General features: G+C 67.5%; 20 protein-coding genes. 15 read left to right on the forward strand and 5 right to left on the reverse strand.

Features of this window, described 5'->3' with window-relative positions; translation table 11 throughout:
• Window positions 1-57 precede the first annotated feature (57 nt).
• The 7 genes from NFW05_RS18410 (at window position 58) to NFW05_RS18440 (ending at window position 5,708) form a co-directional block, all read left to right on the forward strand.
• A complete protein-coding gene (locus NFW05_RS18410; protein WP_295310249.1) occupies window positions 58-543 on the forward strand; it encodes a glutathione peroxidase in 486 nt (161 codons plus the stop codon).
• A 26-nt stretch (window positions 544-569) separates the two neighbouring features.
• Window positions 570-1,178: a DUF2946 family protein gene (locus NFW05_RS18415; protein WP_295310250.1), complete on the forward strand. Its 609-nt coding sequence runs from the start codon at window positions 570-572 to the stop codon at window positions 1,176-1,178.
• Window positions 1,175-1,966, forward strand: a complete 792-nt coding sequence (locus tag NFW05_RS18420) for a ferritin-like domain-containing protein (RefSeq protein ID WP_295310252.1) — start codon at window positions 1,175-1,177, stop codon at window positions 1,964-1,966. The genes NFW05_RS18415 and NFW05_RS18420 overlap by 4 nt, the downstream gene beginning before the upstream one ends.
• A 204-nt stretch (window positions 1,967-2,170) precedes the next feature.
• The gene (locus NFW05_RS18425; RefSeq protein ID WP_295310254.1) at window positions 2,171-2,443 is read left to right on the forward strand and encodes a hypothetical protein; all 273 of its coding nucleotides are present in this window, start codon (window positions 2,171-2,173) and stop codon (window positions 2,441-2,443) included.
• Window positions 2,444-2,539: 96 nt separating this feature from the next.
• Window positions 2,540-3,733 (forward strand): multidrug effflux MFS transporter, encoded by a 1,194-nt coding sequence (locus NFW05_RS18430; protein WP_295310256.1) that lies wholly within the window; start codon window positions 2,540-2,542, stop codon window positions 3,731-3,733.
• A 96-nt stretch (window positions 3,734-3,829) separates the two neighbouring features.
• The gene (locus tag NFW05_RS18435) at window positions 3,830-4,837 is read left to right on the forward strand and encodes an AAA family ATPase (RefSeq protein WP_295310258.1); all 1,008 of its coding nucleotides are present in this window, start codon (window positions 3,830-3,832) and stop codon (window positions 4,835-4,837) included.
• Between the two features lie 76 nt (window positions 4,838-4,913).
• Window positions 4,914-5,708, forward strand: coding sequence for an alpha/beta hydrolase (locus NFW05_RS18440; protein WP_295310260.1), 795 nt, complete (start codon window positions 4,914-4,916; stop codon window positions 5,706-5,708).
• A gap of 27 nt (window positions 5,709-5,735) precedes the next feature.
• On the opposite strand, the gene NFW05_RS18445 is transcribed toward NFW05_RS18440, so the two are convergent.
• The 4 genes from NFW05_RS18445 to smpB form a co-directional block, all read right to left on the reverse strand.
• Window positions 5,736-7,172 carry a LutB/LldF family L-lactate oxidation iron-sulfur protein gene (locus tag NFW05_RS18445; protein ID WP_295310262.1) on the reverse strand — a complete coding sequence of 479 codons (1,437 nt, stop codon included), beginning with the start codon at window positions 7,170-7,172 and terminating at the stop codon, window positions 5,736-5,738.
• The gene (locus NFW05_RS18450) at window positions 7,169-7,843 is read right to left on the reverse strand and encodes a lactate utilization protein (protein WP_295310264.1); all 675 of its coding nucleotides are present in this window, start codon (window positions 7,841-7,843) and stop codon (window positions 7,169-7,171) included. The genes NFW05_RS18445 and NFW05_RS18450 overlap by 4 nt, the downstream gene beginning before the upstream one ends.
• Window positions 7,840-8,622: a (Fe-S)-binding protein gene (locus NFW05_RS18455; RefSeq protein ID WP_295310266.1), complete on the reverse strand. Its 783-nt coding sequence runs from the start codon at window positions 8,620-8,622 to the stop codon at window positions 7,840-7,842. Before NFW05_RS18455 ends, NFW05_RS18450 begins: the two co-directional genes overlap by 4 nt.
• 102 nt (window positions 8,623-8,724) lie before the next feature.
• Entirely contained in the window at window positions 8,725-9,171 is a 447-nt protein-coding gene (gene smpB / locus NFW05_RS18460) for an SsrA-binding protein SmpB (RefSeq protein WP_295310268.1), read from the reverse strand.
• A gap of 78 nt (window positions 9,172-9,249) precedes the next feature.
• Between smpB and NFW05_RS18465 the strand changes: the two genes are divergently transcribed.
• Both NFW05_RS18465 and NFW05_RS18470 read left to right on the forward strand, forming a co-directional pair.
• Window positions 9,250-9,693 carry a type II toxin-antitoxin system RatA family toxin gene (locus tag NFW05_RS18465; protein WP_295310269.1) on the forward strand — a complete coding sequence of 148 codons (444 nt, stop codon included), beginning with the start codon at window positions 9,250-9,252 and terminating at the stop codon, window positions 9,691-9,693.
• Entirely contained in the window at window positions 9,686-10,006 is a 321-nt protein-coding gene (locus tag NFW05_RS18470; protein WP_295310271.1) for an RnfH family protein, read from the forward strand. Before NFW05_RS18465 ends, NFW05_RS18470 begins: the two co-directional genes overlap by 8 nt.
• A gap of 26 nt (window positions 10,007-10,032) precedes the next feature.
• Here the strand turns inward: NFW05_RS18470 and NFW05_RS18475 are convergent, their stop codons facing one another.
• Window positions 10,033-10,476: a DUF4124 domain-containing protein gene (locus NFW05_RS18475; RefSeq protein WP_295310273.1), complete on the reverse strand. Its 444-nt coding sequence runs from the start codon at window positions 10,474-10,476 to the stop codon at window positions 10,033-10,035.
• Between the two features lie 62 nt (window positions 10,477-10,538).
• Between NFW05_RS18475 and guaB the strand changes: the two genes are divergently transcribed.
• From guaB to NFW05_RS18505, 6 genes are all read left to right on the forward strand, one after another.
• Window positions 10,539-11,999: an IMP dehydrogenase gene (gene guaB, locus NFW05_RS18480; protein WP_295310275.1), complete on the forward strand. Its 1,461-nt coding sequence runs from the start codon at window positions 10,539-10,541 to the stop codon at window positions 11,997-11,999.
• Between the two features lie 57 nt (window positions 12,000-12,056).
• Complete coding sequence (guaA, locus tag NFW05_RS18485; protein WP_295310277.1) at window positions 12,057-13,622, forward strand: glutamine-hydrolyzing GMP synthase; 1,566 nt, start codon at window positions 12,057-12,059, stop codon at window positions 13,620-13,622.
• Between the two features lie 329 nt (window positions 13,623-13,951).
• Window positions 13,952-14,182 carry a hypothetical protein gene (locus tag NFW05_RS18490; protein WP_295310279.1) on the forward strand — a complete coding sequence of 77 codons (231 nt, stop codon included), beginning with the start codon at window positions 13,952-13,954 and terminating at the stop codon, window positions 14,180-14,182.
• Window positions 14,183-14,205: 23 nt separating this feature from the next.
• Entirely contained in the window at window positions 14,206-15,627 is a 1,422-nt protein-coding gene (locus tag NFW05_RS18495; protein WP_295310281.1) for a DUF6880 family protein, read from the forward strand.
• Window positions 15,628-15,832: 205 nt separating this feature from the next.
• Window positions 15,833-16,054, forward strand: a complete 222-nt coding sequence (locus NFW05_RS18500; RefSeq protein WP_295310283.1) for a helix-turn-helix transcriptional regulator — start codon at window positions 15,833-15,835, stop codon at window positions 16,052-16,054.
• A partial coding sequence (locus NFW05_RS18505) for an NERD domain-containing protein (protein WP_295310285.1) occupies window positions 16,051-16,894 on the forward strand: 844 nt, incomplete at its 3' end. The genes NFW05_RS18500 and NFW05_RS18505, both read left to right, overlap by 4 nt.

Genomic DNA, 16,894 nt, shown 5'->3' on the forward strand with positions numbered 1-16,894 from the left:
GCGCGCTCGCGCGTCGCTCGCCGACCGACTGTGCGCCGCGTGGAGACCACTTTGAAAATGAGCGAAGCAAGCATCCATCAATTCACCGCCGAGCGCCTCGCAGGGGGCAGCCAGTCCCTTGGCGAGTACGCCGGCAAGGTCCTGCTGATCGTCAATACCGCCAGCCACTGCGGCTTCACGCCACAGTATGAAGGCCTCGAGGCGCTCTACCGGCGCTACGCCGAACGCGGATTCGTCGTGCTCGGCTTTCCGTGCAATCAGTTCGGCGGACAGGAACCGGGCGGCTCCGAAGAAATCGCCAGCTTCTGCCGCAAGAACTACGGGGTCAGTTTCCCGATGTTCGCCAAGGTCGACGTCAACGGTGACGATGCCCATCCGCTGTACCGTCACCTGAAGAAGGCAGCACCCGGACTGCTCGGCAGCGAGGCGATCAAGTGGAACTTCACCAAGTTCCTGATCGACCGCCAGGGACAGGTCGTCCGGCGTTACGCCCCGGCGGTCACGCCCGGGGTGATCGGCGGCGACGTCGAGGAACTGCTCTGAACGATGACGGTCGATCGGGGCAGTCGGTGAACCCGCTGCACCGCGGCGACAGCCCGCCAGAGCATGCTGGAGCGGGGCGGCGCTGGCCGGCCGTGCCGGCGTGCTACGGCTGGCTCTCCCTCGATCGCCGAGGCCGTTGGCGACTGCGCAGCGAGCCGGTCAGCCACGCCGGCCTGATCGACTTCCTGAACCGCCGATACACACACGACGAGTCTGGGAATTACTTCGTCGAGAACGGTCCCCAGAGAGTCTTCGTCGACCTCGAGTACACGCCATGGGTTGTCCACCTCGCCTCGGAGACCTGTCTCGAGACGCACGTCGGAACGGTGGTCAGCGAGATTCGTGGCGCGGCGCTCGACGACGAGGGCAGCCTGCTGCTCGAAATCCCGCAGGGCATCGGGCTGGTCTGTGACCGTGATCTGCCGTCGATCGTCCGCCTGATCCGCTCGGCGGACGGCGAGAGCGCCGACGAGGCGAGTCTGCTCGGCTTCATCGAGCGACCGCCCGCCGCGAAGAGCCAGCCCCTTCATCTCTGCTGGCAGGGCCACTGCCTGCCGCTGATCCGGCTGCGCCGCGTTGACGTGGCCACGCTTTACGGCTTCGTCGCCGCTCCGTGCGCGGAAACGGCCGGATGAACCTCCGCCAGCTCGCCCTCGACGGGCTCCGTGAAGCCGATCCGTGGGTCAAGTGCGCGTCCGTCGAGGCGATCGATCTCGACGCCCCGGACGCCCGATTCGCCAGTCCCGAGGCCACCGGCCTGACTCCCGGAGAAATCCCCGGACGGTGCGCACGGCCACGCCTCGTGCCGCCGGCGCTGGTCCCGCAGCGTTCGGTGCACACGACCGCGGGGCGCGGCGCACTGATCCATTCGCTGGCCCACATCGAGCTGAACGCGGTCAACCTCGCTCTCGACATCACCTGGCGCTTCGACGGTCTGCCCGAGGACTTCTACCGCGACTGGCTGGGTGTCGCCCGGGACGAAGCCGCGCACTTCGGGCTGCTGGGCCGCCACCTGCAGACGCTGGGTTTTGCCTATGGCGACTTCGCCGCCCACGACGGTCTTTGGGAAATGGCCCGCAAGACCAGCGGCGACCTGCTCGCCCGACTGGCTCTGGTGCCAAGGACACTCGAGGCACGCGGCCTCGACGCGGCCCCGCTGATTCGCGACAAGCTGCGAAGCGCCGGCGACGAAGCAGGTGCGGCGATTCTCGAAGTCATCCTCGACGATGAAATCGGTCATGTGGCGATCGGCAACCGCTGGTTCGGGTGGCTTTGCCGGGCGCGCGGTCTCGACCCGATCGGCTGCTACGCCGACCTCGCCGAGCGTTTCCAGGCGCCGAGGCCGCGCGGGCCGTTCAACCTCGCTGCGCGCCGGGCTGCCGGCTTCAGCGATGAGGAACTCGCCGCCCTGCAGGCGGGGTGAACCCGCCACGCCGGCGTCGAGCGATCTCGCGGGGTCCCGGCACGCGTGGCGGCGGCTGGCGAGCGAGCGGATCGAAGCGGTGACCGGGCACCACCGGGAAGCCCGCGCCGTCGCCCTGTGCCGGGGTGATTCGGCGATAATGGCAGGCTGATCGCCGGCGAGAAGGAAAGCCCGGCGAAGCGACTCTTTTGTGGCGAGGTGTCTATGCGCTATCAGGTGTTCGTGGAAGAGGAGGAAGGCGGCGACGGAGCCGGCGATCTCGGCAATTTCGACACTCTGGACGAGGTCTGGGAGTTCATCCGCAGCCGGCTGCCGACCGGAGTGTTCAGCGATCGCCGGCTGGTCTGGGTCAAGGACCGCGAGGCCGAGGGCGACGTCGCTTTCTCGATCACCGCCGAATTGTGGGCTCAGCACTGCGAGACACCGCTCGCCTTCGCCCGCTGCTTCAAGATGTTTTTCGACTTCAAGAACCGCTAGCCACCCTGCCGGGCGAGGACGCCGCGAGGAGCTGATCTTCCGGGCCGATCACCCGCGGTCCCGCGCTGACCGGCGACTGCGTGCAGTGTGCGCCGGATGAACCGCCCCTGCCCCTCGATTGCGCTCGCGGCACTGCTGACCACGCTGGTCGCGCTGGGTCCGCTGTCGACCGATCTGTATCTGCCGGCATTGCCGACACTGGCCCGCGCGTTCGCCAGCGGAGCGGCCGAGGTGCAACTGACGCTCTCGGTCTTTCTCGCCGGATTCGCCTGCGGGCAGATCATCTACGGACCGCTCTCCGATCGCTTCGGACGGCGGCCGGTGCTGCTCGCCGGACTGGTTCTCTACTGTCTCGGCTCGCTCGGCTGCGTGCTGTCGACGAGTATCGAAAGGCTCGTCTTCGCCCGTTTCGTCCAGGCGCTCGGCGCGTGTGCCGGCCCGGTGATCGGCCGCGCGGTCGTCCGCGACGTCTGGGGAGCCAGCGAGTCGGCGCGAATCATCGCCTACATCGGCGCAGCGATGGCCCTCGCGCCGCTTTTCGGCCCGACGATCGGCGGTCTATTGACCGTCTGGCTGGGATGGCAGTCGAACTTCGTCGTGCTGCTGCTGATCGGATTGGTCCAACTCGTTGCCGTCGGCCGAATGCTCGCCGAGAGCAACGTCCATCGCGATCCCGAAGCCACCCGACCAGACCGGATGATCGCCGGCTTCGCCCGCCTGCTCGGTGATCGCGGGTATCTCGCCTGCCTGCTCTGCCTCGCCTTCTCGTACAGCGCACTGTTCGCCTTCATCTCCGGCTCGTCCTTCGTTCTCGCCGACCGCCACGGCCTGAGCCCGCAGGCTTTCGGCGCGTGTTTCGGACTCGTCGTCGCGGGCTACCTTCTCGGCTCGGTGACCTCGGGCCGACTCGTCCGGCGAGTCGGCAGCACCTGCCTGCTGAGATACGGCGCCTGGCTCGGTGCGCTCGCCGGAGCCGGCATGGCCGGCCTCGAATTCGCGGGAGTTCGCCAAATCTGGGCGCTGCTCGCGCCAATGTTCCTGTGCACGGCGGCCACCGGTCTGGTCATGCCGAACGCGATCTCCCGGGCGCTGGCGCCGTATCCGGCGATGGCCGGATCGGCCTCGGCGCTGATGGGCGTCGTGCAGATGGGTGTGGCCGCGCTCGTCGGCGTCGCCGTCGGCCAGGGGCTCTCGGCCGACGGCAGCGCACTCGCCGCCGCCGTGGCCGCGTGCACGCTGCTCGCCGCTTTGTCCTACGAAATTCTCGGCGGCCGTCCGGCGGCGAGATGACGGCACGAACGAGCCGCTTTTCGGAATAAGATAGCGCTTGCTCGTCGCCGGTGAGTCATTGCCCGCCGGACCCCTCCCCGCTTACGGAAGCCGGCCTTGCTCAGCAGAGAGACCACGCCCAGCGCGATCGTCAAATTTCTCGACCAGTACGTCATCGGCCAGGACGAGGCGAAGAAGATCCTCGCCGTCGCCGTCTACTCGCACTACCGCAAGATCGCCACCTTCCACGGTGACCCCGGCACCTTCGCGAAGAGCAACGTCCTGCTCGTCGGCCCTTCGGGAACCGGCAAGACGCTGCTCTGCGACACGCTCTCGCGAATGCTCGGTGTTCCCTTCGTGACCGCCAATGCCACCTCTCTGGCGCAGACGAAGTACGTCAACGAAGAGATCGAGGCCGCCCTGCAGCGGCTGGTCGACAAGGCCGGTGGCAACGTCACCAGAGCCCAGCACGGGATCGTCTTCATCGACGAAATCGACAAGCTCAAGGCGACCCCCGCCCAGCTGACCGCGACCTCGGGCGAGAGCGTCCAGCACGCACTGCTCAAGATCATGGAAGGATCGCCGGTCAAGCTCGGCGACAGCCAGTACATCGACACGAGCAACATCCTGTTCATCTGCGGGGGTGCGTTCGTCGGCATCGAGAACATCATGGCGCGAACGCACAGTTTCGGCTTCATCGCCACGAGCGCCGACGACAACCGGAACATCCTCGACCGGCTGAACCGGCGGATCAAGCCGACCGATCTCTTCGAATATGGTCTGATTCCCGAGTTCACCGGTCGCCTGCCGGTGATCGCCAGCCTGCACCCGCTGAGCAGGGAGATGTTGGTCAGCATCATCAGCGTGCCGCGCAACTCGATCTACCGCCAGTACCTCGAGATCTTTCGCGGCGAAGGCGTCGAACTGAGCATCCAGCCGCGGGTCTTCGAGCAGATCGCCGAAATTGCCGTCGAATACAAGACCGGAGCGCGCAGCCTGCGCGGCATTTTCGAGGAACTGATCACCCCGATCCTCTACGTCATCCCCGACAGGCCGGAGATCGGCCGCGTGGAGGTCCCCTCACTCTTCGAGGAGCCCCGCTACTTCAGGAAGCACACGGCATGACCCGGCGCATCTGCGGCGATCCGCTTTGCCCCGAAGGACGCCGTGATCCGCCTGGCCAGCGGCGACGATGACCGCCATGCTCTCGCGGATCGCCATCAGTATGCTCGCGGCGTGTCTTCTCGCCTTCGCCGGACTGACCATGTTCCAGAACCACCTGCTCTACTTCCCCGATCGGGCGCCGGTCGCCGAAATGACCGGCGGCGGCCTGACGCCCTGGCCGAGTGCCGGCGACTTCCGCGGCCTGCTCGCCGAACCGGCGGGTCCGGCGCGGGCGACGGTGATCGTCTTCCACGGCAACGCCGGACATGCCGCCCATCGCCAGTACTACTCGGACGTGCTCAATGGCCTCGCGCTGCGTGTGATCCTCGCCGAATACCCCGGTTACGGACCGCGGGGAGGAGAACTCGGCGAAAGCAGCCTGGTTGCCGACGCCGAACGGACGATCGCCGACGCACGTCGCGCCTTCTCCGGACCGCTGCTGATCATCGGTGAATCGCTCGGCGCGGGCGTCGCCGCTGCGGCGAGCGCCAGGCAGGCGGCGGCGGTTTCCGGAATGCTGCTGTTCACGCCGTGGGACCGTCTGGAGAACGTCGCGCGCCACCACTACCCGCTCCTGCCGGTGAAATGGCTCCTCCGCGACCAGTACGACAGCACCGCGCATCTCGCCGGATTCGGTCGCCCGATCCTCGTCGCCGTCGCCGAAGACGACGCCATCGTTCCCGCCCGCTTCGGCCAGGCCCTGTTCGCCGCGCTCAGCGAACCCAGGCGCCTGGTGGTCATCCGCGGCGCCGGGCACAACGACTGGTTCGACCGCCTCGACCAGCGATGGTGGTCCGAAGCCATCGAGTTCCTGCTCTCGGCAGGCCTCTGATCGACTGTTTCCCGCCCGGCGAGGGGGCTACCGGCGGCGACTGGTCATATGCTCGTGCAGCGTGCGCGCGGCCGGCTTCAACGGCGTCCGGCTGGCCGTCCATCCCGACTGGCGCGGCGGGGTCAGCCAGCGAAGACGCGTCGCCAGCCAGAGAAACGCGCGATGGAGCTGCGGATGCGTGTACAGCACCGCCCAGGCGGTCCACACGAGGTCGAGCAGAGGGTTGCGCGCGGCGCCCTGGCCAAGCAGCGGCTGATGGCCGTGCAGTGCATCGTGCTGGGCTTCGCCGCGCAGTCTGATCAGCAGGTCCGGAATCGGGATGCGCACCGGGCAGACCTCGCTGCACGCACCGCAGAGGCTCGACGCCGTCGGCATGAAGTGCGTCGCGGCGAGGCCGAGCAGATGCGGCGAGACGATCCCGCCGATCGGGCCGGGATAGGTCGTCCCGTAGGCGTGGCCGCCGATCCGCGTATACACCGGGCAGTGGTTCATGCATGCGCCACAGCGGATGCACTGCAGCGTCGCGCGCAACTGGGCGTCGGCGTACGCCTGCGTGCGACCGTTGTCGACGAGCACGAGGTGCACCTCGCGCGGCCCGTCGAGTTCGCCGGCCCGCCGCGGCCCGCTGATCATGTTGAAGTAGGTGGTGATCGCCTGGCCGGTCGCCGAGCGGGTCAGCAATCCGAAGAGCGGCGGAACGTGCTCCAGCTTCTCGACGACTTTCTCGATGCCGGTGATCGCGATATGTACGTCGGGCACGGTGGTGCACATCCGGCCGTTGCCCTCGTTCTCGACGAGGCACAGGGTGCCGGTCTCGGCAACCGCGAAATTCACTCCCGAAAGGCCGATCCGGGCGCTTATGAACTTCTCGCGCAGGACGGCCCGGCCGATGCCGATCAGCTCGTCGACCGACTCCGTGTACGCAGCGCCGGGAACCTTGTCGGCGAACAAGCGGGCGATTTCCTCGCGGGTCTTGTGGATCGCCGGCATGATGATGTGCGAAGGCTTCTCGCCGTCGAGCTGGACGATGTACTCGCCCATGTCGCTTTCCAGCGCGTCGATGCCGACTGCGGCCAGCGCATGGTTGAGCTCGACTTCCTCGCTGACCATCGACTTGCCCTTGACGATCAGCTTCGCCGAGTGGCGGCGAGCGATGTCGATGATCACCGTGCAGGCTTCCTCGGCGGTCTCGGCCCAATGGACCTGGATGCCGTTGTCGACCAGCCTGCGCTCGAGTTGCTCGAGCAGGTCGGGCAGCCGTGCCAGAGTGTACTGGCGAATCTGCTCGGCGAGCCGACGCTGCCGGTCGAGCACCTCCGCGTCCGGGAACTGGGCCGCGCGGCGCTCGATCAGGAAGTCCATCGCCCGGCGGAAGCTCTGGCGCAGCTGCGGATCGGCGACGGCCGCCGCGGCGCGGGCCCTGAACTCGCTCGCCGGCACGAATTTCAGCGGTCGTGCACTCATCGCGCCTCCTCCTCGTCGACGATCAGCAGGACGATCAGCTCTTTCGGGCCGTGCGCCCCATAAGCCAGGGTCACCTGGATGTCGGCGGTTTTCGAGGGACCCGAGACGAGCAGCGCATTGGCCGGCATCGCCGCGGCCCAGCCCTGCTCGCGCATCGCCTCCGGAAGACTGTCGTGGATGCGGTCGGCGTCGAGCAGCGCGAAATGGATCGGCGGAACCAGCGAGAGCAGCCTCGGCTCGCGTTCGTCGGGCCAGATGATCAGCGTGCCGGTTTCAGCGATCGCGCCGCGCGTCGAGGTCAGGCCGGCATCGACCTCGGCGAACAGCTCTGCCTTCCACGAGTCGACCGGCCGGTCGAACACCCTGAGCCCCGGAAGCCCGGCCGCGCGCAGTTCGTCGGCGAATTCGGTGACCTGGCCATGGACCAGCGACCGGAGGCCTCTGTCGGCGCAGAGATCGCGCAGGCTGGCAGCCCAGTTGCGTCGCGTGACGCGAATCACCTGGCCGTGCCAGAAGTTCATCCGCTCGCAGAAGCGCTCGATACGCGCCGTCCGGCTGCTGCGCGTCGAAACGGCCGCGGGATCCGCCTGAAACGCACCGAGGTCGGGCTCCGGCAGGGGCACCACCGGCACCGAGCGCAGGCGCTCGAGAATCCTCTCGCGGGCGCTCATCGCTGCTCCTCATGAGCCGTTGTCCGCCGCCACAGGAAACTGGCCAGATGCTCCCCACACAAGCGATCCCCGCGCCTTTCGAGCGTGTGGTCGAGATTCAGCATGCAGCCGCAATCAGCCGAAACGAAGCACTCGGCGCCGCTGGCGAGCAGCGCTTCGACCTTGTCGGCGGCCATCGCCGAAGAGATCGCCGGATGACGCAACGAGAACGTTCCACCGAAGCCGCAGCATTCCGCCTCGTGCGCGTGGACGGCGAGTTCGACGCCGGCCAGCTGCTCGAGCAGTTCCCGCGCGTGCAGGTGTGTACCCATCTCCCGGCGCGCGGCGCACGACGTGTGCAGCGCGACGCGCGTCGGCGTCCCGCGATCGCTGAGTCTGACCCTGAGCACGTGACAGAGGAACTCGGTGAGCTCGAAGACCCGCTCGGCGAGCGCTTCGGCCTCGCGCAGCAGCGCCGGGTCGTCGGCGAAGATCTTCGGGTAATGGTGGCGCATCATCCCTGCGCACGAACCGGAAGGAACGATCACCGGCCACGGCTCGGGAAAGAGGCGCAACTGGGCGAGCGCCACGGCCCGTGCCTGCTCGGGAAAGCCGCTGCTGTGCGCTGGCTGGCCGCAGCACGTCTGGTCGGCCGGATAGGCCACTTCGACGCCCTCGCGCTCGATCAGGCGGACGGCATCGAGACCGGCGTCAGGCCGGAACAGGTCGATCAGGCACGTGCCGAAAAGATAGACACGGGCCGGCTTCGCCGGATATTGTCTGGAGCCTGCTTCTGCCATGGCGATACCTCCCGACCAAGTCGATGACCCTGCCGGTCGGCCCGATCGACCGGCGCTGCCTCACTGTCCCGGTTGCGTCGCGCGCGCCGCTCGGCCCCCGCGCTACGCCTTGACGCGCATCAGCCGGGCCTTTTCGCGCACCCACTCGCGATCCTTCTCGGCCTCCCGCTTGTCGTGCTGCTTCTTGCCCCGGGCGAGACCGATGTCGACCTTGATCCGCCCGCGCTGGAAGTGCAGATCGAGGGGTATCAGCGTATAGCCGGCGCGTTCCACCTGGCCGATCAGCTTGCTGATCTGCCGCTCATGCAGCAGCAGCTTGCGCGTACGCACCGGATCGGGCCGGACGTGCGTCGATGCCGCGAGCAGCGGAGTGACGTGCATGCCGAAGAGGAAGACCTCGCCCTCGCGCAGGACGACGTAGGACTCCTTGATGCTCGCCCGGCCAGCCCGGATCGCCTTCACTTCCCAGCCTTCGAGAGCAATTCCCGCTTCGATCCGCTCCTCTATGAAGTAATCATGAAAGGCCTTCTTGTTGGCGACGATGCTCATGGTGCCCTTTCCGGGAAGATCAGCGCTCCAGGGTGCTAGAATCCGGGATTCTACAGGATGCGGAAGGTTTGCCAGGCCATGGCCAGGGTCCACAAGTCGCTGCTCATCGAGCGTTCTGCGCAGCAGATGTTCGACCTCGTCGACCGGGTCGAGGACTATCCGAAATTCCTGCCCTGGTGCAGCCAGACGCACTGCCAGTTCCGCGACCACAGCAAGACCGTCGCCACACTGCACATCAATTACCGCAGCGTCCGCTCGCACTTCACCACCGAGAACGACAAGCAGTTCCCCACGTCGATGAAAATCACGCTGATCGACGGTCCTTTCCGTCGACTCGACGGTTTCTGGCGCTTCAGGGTGCTCAGCCCCGAGGCCTGCAAGATCGAGTTCCAGCTCTCCTACGAGTTCTCGAGCCGGATGTTCGAGAAGGTCATCGGGCCGGTCTTCAGCCAGATTGCCAACACCTTCGTCGATGCCTTCGTCAAGCGCGCCGGCGAAGTCTATGGAACGGCGAATGGCTGAACTGCTGTCCATCGAGGTGGTTTACGCCCTGCCCACGAAACAGCCGCTGGTGAGCCTGAAACTGCCGCAGGGCAGCACGGTCCGCCAGGCGATCGAAGCCTCTGGCCTGCTCCAGAAATACCCCGAGATCGACCTGGCGAAGAACCGTCTCGGCGTCTATGCCAAGCTGACGAAACCGGACGCGACGCTGCGCGACCTCGACCGCGTCGAGATCTACCGGCCGCTGATCGCCGACCCGAAGGAGGTTCGCCGCCAGCGCGCGGCAGCCGGCAAGGTGATGCGCAAGGGCGCCGGCGAGAGTGAAGGCGAATAGCCAGGGCGACGCGGTCGCCTGGATCGTCACTTGCAGGTCTCTTGCACGGCCTGCCGGGCCTTGACGATCTCCTGCTGGCGCTGCGCGTCGTCGAGGTAGTAGCGCTCGCCCGCGCTGTCGCGTCTCGCCACCCGTTCGCCCGATTCGAGAACCTGGAGCCAGTTGCGCGCCGAATCGCAGTTCTCCTTGCGCTGAGCGGTCGTCTGCTGCTCCTTCTCCGCCTTGTCGGCGGTGTCGCGGGCCTCCTTCTGACGCTTGCGGAAATCGAGTTCGCGATCGGCAGTCGTCTTCGCGGCTTCGGCGGTCGCTGGCGGCGCTGGTGCGTCGATCTTCTTCTGTTGCCTGACCGGCCCCGACGGCGGCCGGTCGGAGATCACCGTGCGGTTGTTCTCGTCCTGCCACTGATAGATTTGCGCGCTGGCCGCCGAGGCGAGGGACAGCGCCACGAGAGCGGGAAGGAAGGGCTTCATCGTCGTTCAGCCTCCGAGGGTCAGGCGGTATAATACGTTTTTGTGACCCCGGATCAAAGGCCATGCGTGTCGTCCAGAAGGCGCTGACGTTCGACGATGTCCTCCTCGTCCCCGCACATTCGACGATCGTCCCGCGCGACGTCTCGCTGCGAACCCGGCTGACGCGAAACATCAGCCTCAACCTGCCGCTGGTCTCGGCGGCGATGGACACGGTCACCGAAAGCCGCCTGGCAATCGCCCTGGCCCAGGAAGGCGGCATCGGGATCGTCCACAAGAACCTCAGTCCGAAGGCTCAGGCCGCCGAGGTCGCGCGGGTCAAGCGCTTCGAGTCGGGCGTACTCAAGGATCCGATCACCGTTCCGCCGAACATGTCGGTTCGCGACGTCCTCGCGCTGACCAGGCTGCACCGGATCTCGGGCGTCCCGGTGGTCGATGGCCAGGTGGTCGTCGGCATCGTCACCAACCGCGACCTGCGCTTCGAAACCCGGCTCGACCAGCCGGTCAGGAACATCATGACGCCACGCGAGCGGCTGGTCACCGTCCATGAGGGCGCCACGGTCGAAGAAGGCAAGGCATTGATCCACAAGCACCGCCTCGAGCGCGTCCTGGTGGTCAACGACGCCTTCGAGCTGCGCGGCCTGATCACCGTCAAGGACATCATCAAGACCACCGAACATCCCGACGCCTCCAAGGACGCCGCCGGACGCCTGCGCGTCGGCGCTGCGCTCGGCGTCGGTCCGGGCACCGAGGAGCGCGCCGAACTGCTCGCCGAGGCCGGAGCCGACGTGCTCGTCGTCGACACCGCGCACGGACATTCGCAGACCGTGCTCGACCGCGTCAGCTGGCTCAAGAAGAACTTCCCGGCGGTCGAGGTCATCGGCGGCAACATCGCCACCGCCGAAGCGGCGCGCGCGATGCTCGATCACGGCGCAGACGCGGTCAAGGTCGGCATCGGTCCCGGTTCGATCTGCACGACGCGGATCGTCGCCGGCGTCGGCGTGCCACAGATCACCGCGATCCAGTCGGTCTGCGACGCGCTCGAGGGCAGCGGCGTGCCGCTGATCGCCGACGGCGGCATCCGCTACTCGGGCGACATCTCGAAGGCCATCGCTGCCGGAGGCGACGCGGTCATGCTCGGCGGTCTGTTCGCCGGAACCGAGGAGGCGCCGGGCGAGGTCGAACTGTTCCAGGGACGGTCGTACAAGTCGTATCGCGGCATGGGATCGATCGGAGCGATGGCCGCGGGCGCCGCCGACCGCTATTTCCAGGACGGGACGGCCAACCTCGACAAGCTCGTTCCCGAAGGAATCGAGGGCCGTGTGCCGTACAAGGGATCCGTGCTCGCGGTGATCCATCAGCTGATGGGCGGCTTGCGCTCGTCGATGGGCTATCTCGGCTGCCTGACGATCGAGGAAATGCACGAGAAGGCGAGCTTCGTCGAGGTCACCGCCGCCGGCGTGCGTGAATCGCACGTCCACGACGTGCAGATCACCAAGGAAGCCCCGAACTACCACGTCGACTGAGCAGGCACCGGCTGCCAGCCGGCGCCGGGCTCGCCCGCGGTCATCCGAGACCTGACGATGTCCCATCAGAAAATCCTCATCCTCGACTTCGGGTCGCAGGTCGCCCAGCTGATCGCCCGGCGCATTCGCGAGTTGCAGGTGTACTGTGAGCTGCATCCTTACGACGTCAGCGACCAGTTCGTCCGCGACTTCGCACCGCGGGGGATCGTCCTCTCGGGCGGCCCGAACTCGGTCTATGACGCCGCCGACTTCCGCGCACCACAGGCGGTCTTCGAAATCGGCGTGCCGGTCCTCGGCATCTGCTACGGCATGCAGACCATGGCGACCCAGCTCGGCGGGCAGGTCGAGAGTTCGGCGAAGCGCGAGTTCGGCTACGCCGAGATGCGCGCGCGGAGCCAGAGCGCGCTGTTCTCGGGGATCGAGGACCGACGCAACGCGCTCGGGCACGGGCTCCTCGACGTCTGGATGAGCCACGGCGACAAGGTCACCGGGCTGCCACCCGGGTTCGCGGTGATCGGCAGCAACGAATCGACGCCGATCGCCGCGATGGCCGACGAGACCCGGTGCTTCTACGGCGTCCAGTTCCACCCCGAAGTCACGCACACGCTCAAGGGCCGCGAGATCATCGCCCGTTTCGTTCGCGACATCTGCGGCTGCGGTCACGACTGGAACATGCCCGACTACGTCGCCGAAGCCGTCGAGCAGATCCGTGCCCGGGTCGGCACCGAGGAGGTGATCCTCGGCCTTTCCGGAGGCGTCGACTCGTCGGTCGCGGCGGCGCTGATTCATCGGGCGATCGGCGACCAGCTGACCTGCGTCTTCGTCGACAACGGCCTGCTCCGGCTCAACGAAGCCGAACAGGTGATGCAGACCTTCGCGCGCAACCTCGGCGTCAGGGTCGTGCATGTCGATGCCTCGGAGCAGTTCCTGAAGCACCTCGAGGGCGTCGTCGACCCCGAGCAGAAGCGCAGGATCATCGGCCGCGAGTTCGTCGAGGTCTTCCAGGATCAGGCCACCCGGCTCGGCAAGGCCAGCTGGCTGGCCCAGGGAACGATCTATCCCGACGTGATCGAGTCTGCCGGAGCCAAGACGAAGAAGGCGCACACGATCAAGAGCCACCACAACGTCGGCGGTCTCCCGGAACGGCTCAGGCTCAAGCTTCTCGAACCGCTGCGCGAACTGTTCAAGGACGAGGTGCGCGAACTCGGCATCGCCCTCGGCCTGCCCCGCGAGATGGTCTACCGCCACCCGTTTCCCGGGCCGGGCCTCGGTGTGCGCATCCTCGGCGAGGTGCGCCGCGAATTTGCCGACCTGCTGCGCCGCGCCGACGCGATCTTCATCGACGAACTGCGCGCCGCCGGATGGTACGACAAGACCAGCCAGGCCTTCGCCGTCTTCCTGCCGATCCGTTCGGTCGGCGTGATGGGCGACGGCCGGACGTACGAGCACGTCGTCGCGCTGCGCGCCGTCGAGACCCAGGACTTCATGACCGCGCAGTGGGCCGAACTGCCGCACAGCCTGCTCGGCAAGGTCTCGAACCGGATCATCAACGAAGTCCGCGGCATCAACCGGGTCGTCTACGACATCTCCGGGAAGCCGCCGGCGACGATCGAGTGGGAATGATTCGGCGCCTCTCAGGGTCTGTCGAGGACTGTCGACAAGTCGCAACTTCTCAGAAAGTGGTGGAAGTCCTCAGTGCAGGTCGCTGTTAACCGAGGTTGAAGGTGCGGCATGATCTCGCCATGACCGATTGTCCCCGCTGAGTGGCCGTCGTCGCTGCCGGAGGACGGGACGAGGTGGTTGCGGTCGCTGGTAACGCGCCGCGAAGGTCTGGCTGTGGAGAACACCGAACTGCGGGAACAGCTGATGCAGCGGGCCGAAGCCATTCGGGAGTTGCGGGGCGAGATTGCGCCAGAGCCAGGATCGCTCCCGAGCGCGGCCGGGCGCGAAGGATGGCCGGCTTCCTGACCGCGGTGCTCACCCACGCCTCCGACTGCGACCGCCCCGGCGACACGCCGGGACCCGCGTGCTTCCGGTGCCGCAGGCGCGACGATCGCCGGGTCGACACCGGCCTCACCGAGGAGGACGTCGTCTGGCGCTGCCTCGCCTGCGGCACCGAGCGGCAAATCTCGAACTGGCAGGGCACGCGCTGGAACCTGAGCCAGGGCAGGCCGTCGAATTGAAGCGCAGTCCACAACGACACCCCATGGCGAAACCTCCCAACGAAGATCTGGAAAGCTTCCTCCGCCGGCAGGACGCCGGGGAATTGGTCGCCGTGCTGCTCGAACTCGCGAAGGACCACGAGGCCGTTCAGGCACGCCTTGCGCGCATGCAACTGGCGGATCGGCCGGACAAGCTCGCCGCCAGCTTCAAGAAGACGCTGTCCGCCTGGAAGCGCTCGACCAAGTTCTACGGCTACCGCGAGGCGGGCGATTTCGGCAGCCTGCTCGACGGCTGGCTGGACCAGGTGGCGCGCGAGTTGCTGCCCAGGGATGCGCCGGCCGCCCTCGCGCTCTTCGAGGCCTTCATCGAGGCGGATGCGAAGTGGTTCGATCGCGCCGACGACTCCGACGGCGTGATCGGCGACGCCGTGCGTGCCGCCTGTCGCCACTGGCTGCAGGCCGCCGCGCGCTGCGAGACCCCGCCGGACGTCTGGCCCGAGCGCCTGCTCAAGCTCTACCGGGCCGACCAATACGGAGCGCGCGACGAGTTGCTGCGGCGTGCCGATCTGCTGCTCGACGAGCGGGCGCAGCGCGGGCTGGTCGCCCGGTTCGAATCGCAGCTGGCGCAGGCCCTGGAGACATCCCCGGCTGGTGAAGGCCCGCCGCTCGAAGTCTTCCGCCTCTCCGGTGCGCTGTCGTTGCTGTCCGAATCGTTGCGCGACCCCGAGATCATGGTTCGCGCCTCGCTGCGCTACAGCCCGAACCCCAACCCCGTGCAGCGACAGGCCTTCGCGCGGGCCTACCTCGATGCCGACCGGCCGGCCGACGCGCTGGCCTGGCTGCAGGATCCCTGGAGCCACCTCGACGACAGCCGGCAGGACCTGCTCGCCGATGCCCTGGAGCGACTCGGCCGCTTCGCGGAGAGTTCGCCGATCCGCCAACGGATGTTCGAGCGCACGCTGTCGCTTTACTACTTCGAACGCTGGCTCGAGCACCTGCCCGAGGCGGCGCGGCGCGAAGCCCTCGCCCACGCCCGGGAACTTGCACTGCGCCACGACGACCTGGCAGCCGCGGCGACGCTGCTGCTGCAACTCGGCGACCCGGCTGCGGCCGAGACCAGGCTGCTCGCCGAACCCGGGCGCATCGACGGCAATCACTACGGCAGCCTGGTTCCGCTGGCCCAGGCCTTGCGCACCGACCAATGCCCGCGCGGCGAGACCGTCGTCTACCGCGCGCTGTTGAAGGGCATCCTCGATCGGGCCTACGCGCGCGCCTACGGCCACGCGGCGCGCTACTGGGCCCGACTTTGCGAGATCGCGGGCAGCGGTGTCGGCCTGCTGCCGCTGCCGTCGCACGAGGAATTCGCGGCGGAGATCCGTGCGCGTCACGGACGAAAGACGGCCTTCTGGGCGCAGGTGAACGGAACGCGCCGCGACCGGCACGACGACGAAGAGCGGACCCGGTAGCCCCCATCGGCGGGCAGCGTTCTCGGCCTCCCGCTCGCCGAGTCGGCCCGGCCGACGCCCGACGGCGCCTCACCGATCGGCGGAAGGCAACCCGTTGCGGACCCGTCGGACACGCCGAAGCAGCCGACGGTCCGGAAGTTTCGATCCCGGGTCATGCGCTGGAAAGGATTCTGCTATCCTGCGCATCACCCCAGGACCGCCGAAAATGATCCGCTGCCACCTATCCACCCTCATGGGCCGGGACAAGCTTCGCATCGCCGACGTTTCGCGACACACGGGGCTCAACCGCAGCACGATCACCGCGCTCTACAGGGAGACGACGACACGCGTCGATCTCCCGGCCATCGAGCAGCTCTGCCGTCTCTTCGACTGCCAGGTCGGCGACCTGTTCGAGTACGTGAAGGACGGCAGCCAGGTGAGTCCATGAGCCTGGGCGCCGCCCGCTGGCACGTCATCGCCGAGTCCAGCTTCGCGTGGGAACGCGAGGCGCTCGACTGGCTCCGCAGCCAGCTGCCCGACCGCGATCCCTGGCACGTGTGGACCAACTTCGAATTCATCGACGACGAGGGCAGGGTCAGCGAGGTCGATGCCCTGGTGCTCTCGCCGGCGGGCCTCTTCCTCGTCGAGATCAAGAGCCGCCCGGGGGACCTGATCGGCGACGTGCACAGCTGGACCTGGAAGACCGACGGCCGGTCGACCACGGTCGACAACCCGCTCCTCCTCGCCAATCGCAAGGCCAAGCGCCTGGCCAGCCTGTTGCGCCGCCAGCCGGCGATCACCCGGGCCCGGATCCGCCTGCCCTTCGTCGAGCCGGCGATCTTTCTCTCGTCGACCAGCCTGTCCTGCCGGCTCGAAGGGCTGGCCAGGACGGCGACCTTCCAGCGCGGCCGGCCAGGCACCGTGGACGACCCGGGAATCGTCGGCGCCCTGGCCAATGGCCTCACCAGCCGCTCGACGACCACCGTCGACTCGCAGCAGGCGCGCGCCATCGCCCGCGGCCTCACCGAGGCCGGCATCCGCCCGTCGAACAAGCACCGCCAGGTCGGCGACTACCGGCTGGGCAAGCTGCTCTGCGAAGGCGAAGGCTTCCAGGACTGGGAGGCCCGGCACGTCAGCATCGACACGGTTCATCGCCGTGTGCGCATCTACACCGTCGCTTCCGCCTCCACCCCCGAGGCCCGTGCCGCCCGCGTACGTCAGGCGCGGCGCGAGTTCGAGATCCTCGAAGGCATCGACCACCCCGGCATCCTGAAGGTCAAGGACTACA

Origin of the sequence: Accumulibacter sp. (assembly GCF_023806625.1) — a bacterium.
Lineage (GTDB): Bacteria > Pseudomonadota > Gammaproteobacteria > Burkholderiales > Rhodocyclaceae > Accumulibacter.

Excerpts from the sequence above, each read along its gene's own strand:
- smpB (WP_295310268.1), bottom strand. The coding sequence starts at position 9,171 with ATGAGCATCGTCGCCAACAAGAAGGCCTTTCATGATTACTTCATAGAG.
- guaB (WP_295310275.1), top strand. The coding sequence starts at position 10,539 with ATGCGTGTCGTCCAGAAGGCGCTGACGTTCGACGATGTCCTCCTCGTC.
- NFW05_RS18475 (WP_295310273.1), bottom strand. The coding sequence starts at position 10,476 with ATGAAGCCCTTCCTTCCCGCTCTCGTGGCGCTGTCCCTCGCCTCGGCG.
- NFW05_RS18450 (WP_295310264.1), bottom strand. The coding sequence starts at position 7,843 with ATGAGCGCCCGCGAGAGGATTCTCGAGCGCCTGCGCTCGGTGCCGGTG.
- NFW05_RS18425 (WP_295310254.1), top strand. The coding sequence starts at position 2,171 with ATGCGCTATCAGGTGTTCGTGGAAGAGGAGGAAGGCGGCGACGGAGCC.
- guaA (WP_295310277.1), top strand. The coding sequence starts at position 12,057 with ATGTCCCATCAGAAAATCCTCATCCTCGACTTCGGGTCGCAGGTCGCC.
- NFW05_RS18490 (WP_295310279.1), top strand. The coding sequence starts at position 13,952 with ATGGCCGGCTTCCTGACCGCGGTGCTCACCCACGCCTCCGACTGCGAC.
- NFW05_RS18455 (WP_295310266.1), bottom strand. The coding sequence starts at position 8,622 with ATGGCAGAAGCAGGCTCCAGACAATATCCGGCGAAGCCGGCCCGTGTC.
- NFW05_RS18445 (WP_295310262.1), bottom strand. The coding sequence starts at position 7,172 with ATGAGTGCACGACCGCTGAAATTCGTGCCGGCGAGCGAGTTCAGGGCC.
- NFW05_RS18500 (WP_295310283.1), top strand. The coding sequence starts at position 15,833 with ATGATCCGCTGCCACCTATCCACCCTCATGGGCCGGGACAAGCTTCGC.
- NFW05_RS18420 (WP_295310252.1), top strand. The coding sequence starts at position 1,175 with ATGAACCTCCGCCAGCTCGCCCTCGACGGGCTCCGTGAAGCCGATCCG.
- NFW05_RS18470 (WP_295310271.1), top strand. The coding sequence starts at position 9,686 with ATGGCTGAACTGCTGTCCATCGAGGTGGTTTACGCCCTGCCCACGAAA.
- NFW05_RS18430 (WP_295310256.1), top strand. The coding sequence starts at position 2,540 with ATGAACCGCCCCTGCCCCTCGATTGCGCTCGCGGCACTGCTGACCACG.
- NFW05_RS18465 (WP_295310269.1), top strand. The coding sequence starts at position 9,250 with ATGGCCAGGGTCCACAAGTCGCTGCTCATCGAGCGTTCTGCGCAGCAG.
- NFW05_RS18440 (WP_295310260.1), top strand. The coding sequence starts at position 4,914 with ATGCTCTCGCGGATCGCCATCAGTATGCTCGCGGCGTGTCTTCTCGCC.
- NFW05_RS18410 (WP_295310249.1), top strand. The coding sequence starts at position 58 with ATGAGCGAAGCAAGCATCCATCAATTCACCGCCGAGCGCCTCGCAGGG.
- NFW05_RS18495 (WP_295310281.1), top strand. The coding sequence starts at position 14,206 with ATGGCGAAACCTCCCAACGAAGATCTGGAAAGCTTCCTCCGCCGGCAG.